We start from the raw sequence: 2891 nt of genomic DNA, 5'->3' as shown, positions 1-2891 counted from the left end.
TTCCACCCCCGTGCTAATTCTTCGACTGCTGTTTGTCGCACACGCCAATAATCGTTATATTGAGCCAGTTGTTTGAGGATAGGTAAGGTTTGCGGGTCTTCTTTCCACCCCCGTGCTAATTCTTGGACTGCTGTTAGTCGCACAGGCAAATTATCGTCAGATTGAGCGCGTTGTTTGAGCCAAGGTAAGGTTTCCGGGTCATCTTTCCAAGTAAAGGCGATCGCACTTACTGCTTTAGTGCGAATTTTTTCAACTAGAGTTGCCTCTTCTTCATAAGGCCGATAATAGTAATTGAAATCGTACTTGGTTAACTCTTTTAAACGTTCAAGCAATTGACTGTCAACCCCAGCAATCTCCTTTCTATCCCTCACCTCATCCAAACACTTCGCCGCCAAAAACAAGTTGGTAAACTTTTGCGCTTCCCCATCTTGCTCGATCAAAAATTGAATCAATTCCCCTGTCAACTTGCCAGCAATCAATGCCGCAATCAAACACAAAACTTCTTGCCAAGATTCATCATCCCAGTGCGGGCCAAAAACTTCTGCTTTCAACTCATCCAGCGATAGTTCCAAAGCCTGAACCCTATTCACAACTTGCGATGCACAGAAATATTCCAAAAAAGTCCGGTGTATAAATCCGTAACTATCCGCACCCAAATAACATAAAATAAAATTGCGAGTTCGCAGTTGATTAATGATTAACTTCGCCCGATTTCTGGGTTGGTCAAAATCTTTATTCTTCAGATATGCTGTCAGAATATCCTCCAAATCTTCCGCACTAATAATATTGCCCGCCAACCCTTCAGGTGCTGCTTGCATTTCCCAAGCAACTCGCCGCAGCATTTCTTGCTTGTCTTTGGCATCAATCGTTTTCGGATCGAGCCTGCTATCCTCTACTAAAGACCTTTCCACATCCCATTGATACAGCAATATCCGCGAAGCTTGATTGTAAAGTTCTGCCCTGTCTCTCGGCAATTCTTGACTGCGATTCAAAATCGCCATAATCGTTAACAATAACGGATTTCTGGCTAAATCTTGAATCGTTGATGAATACTCTAGCGCTCTTTTCATCCGATCGCAAATTCGCACTTTTTCGCTAGCATTCGTAAAAGTCAACTCGTGCCAGCGGTGCACAAAATCCTGAATCTGTGCGGGATTCAAGTCTTGGAGAATAAAGTGATGAAACTGGGCATCCTGCAACCGTTGAGGTTTGTAACCAATAATCCGAGACGTGACAATCACTCGCACGCGCGGATACTCGTTGGTAAACCGATGAATCGCGGTAATTACATCTTCTCGTTTCCCCGAATCGAAAATTTCATCTAATCCGTCGAACATCACCACAGCGTCGCCTGCTTTAAACTGTTCGTGCAATTGATGCTGATTCAAGTCACAGATAAAACCCGAGTTTTTGTGGCAAAATTCCAGGAAATTCTTGCAATGTCCTGATTCCAGGTTGCGAATGTAAATCCGCAATTCTATGAGCAGCGGCAGCGGCAGAGATGTTACGCTATTTAAGGGCGATCGCGCCCAAGTTAATGCTAAATATTGTAACAGAGTAGATTTGCCAGCACCCGGATCGCCTAAAATCACAAGGTAGGGATAATTTGACTTGTCATTGATGACATCTAACACGGATACGATCGCCTGTGAAAAATAACCGCGTCGATATTTCTCTAAATTTTCAAGCGCGATCGCCTCTAATCGATCGCTATCTTCCAACCGCCGTTGATGTTCCTTGGGAATTTCGTAAGCTTGGGGTAGAAATGACTCGTAAATTAAGCGCACATCTTGGAAAATAAAGATTTGCCAAACTTTCAGCTTTTCACGATAATCGTAGGTATTGCTATCGACGCTGCTTAAATCCAGATTGCTGTAACGTTCGCACAAAGCCTCTTGATATTGCCTCAAGTCAAAATCGGGGATAATCCCAGCTATCTCTTGAGTGTTTCTCTGAATGCTATCCAGATTTTGAGCATTCAAGATATCCCGCAAGTCTTTGGAGTCAAAGAGAATTTCTTGAACTTCGGCGAGATACTGATTGGCGATGGTTTGCCACTTAAATTTGGCGGGTAAAGCAGCTAAATCTAGTTGAGTCCAGGTTTGTTGGAGAAGTTTTGCATCTAGGGATTCGCGATCGCTCTCAAAGGCTTTACCCAAAATTTCCTTAACTGACTTGTTGCCGATAAACTTTTTAACATCTTTAATATACAGCTTAATCTGTTCTGGGGAAAGTCCGCTGATTTTCAACTGCTGTTGCACTAACTCCAAAAACTTTTTGAGGGCTTTCCCCCCTGCGACTTGTCGGGGGTCTTTTTCGCCAAACAAGACGTTTTTTAGGGAATCTTTAAAAAAATCTTTTACTAAATCCTTCGCGCCGTCTACTGCCAACTCTTCTAAGATGGGTTGGACGATAATGCCGACTCCTTGCGTTACTCCCCAGACCACAAGCCAATCAATCATAATAGTAGCTGGAAAATTAATGTATGTTTATAATATAGCAATTATACATGATTTGTGAAGCTCAAAAAACTTTAGGGTAATTCCAGTGGAATTGGTGTCAAGAATTGCGTTAAACTTGCAGTCAACTTTTCGTTACAGGCACATTCCGGCAGGGGTTAAAACCCCTGCCTCAAAGCGAAAGTCCTCTGAAGAGGACTAAAGAAAGAGTTCTAATAATTTTTGTGGGGTAGGAATCCTGGGTATCCAAGACTTGCTTTTTTGGAAAAATCTAAAGAAGTTATTAGTTCTCAAGCGATAACTTTTGCATAGAATTAAAAAACTTATCAGCCCTATGCAAGAGGACTTTAGCTTTGAGGTAGGGACTTAAGTCCGGTAGGGGTTTAAACCCCTGCCTCAAAGTGAAAGTCCTCGGTCGAGGACTAAAAAAAA

The 2891-nt window shown here is 42.6% G+C and carries 1 protein-coding gene; it reads right to left on the bottom strand.

What is annotated here, in order from left to right; all coding sequences use genetic code 11:
• A partial coding sequence (locus tag QT974_RS26305) for an NACHT domain-containing protein (RefSeq protein ID WP_333471356.1) occupies positions 1-2462 on the bottom strand: 2462 nt, incomplete at its 3' end.
• Between the last annotated feature and the right edge of the window lie 429 nt (positions 2463-2891).

The organism is Microcoleus sp. BM001215392 (genome assembly GCF_036700185.1).
GTDB lineage: Bacteria > Cyanobacteriota > Cyanobacteriia > Cyanobacteriales > Microcoleaceae > Microcoleus.
The sequence above is the reverse complement of the archived record's forward strand: the minus strand, read 5'-3'. Positions and strand labels throughout refer to the sequence as shown.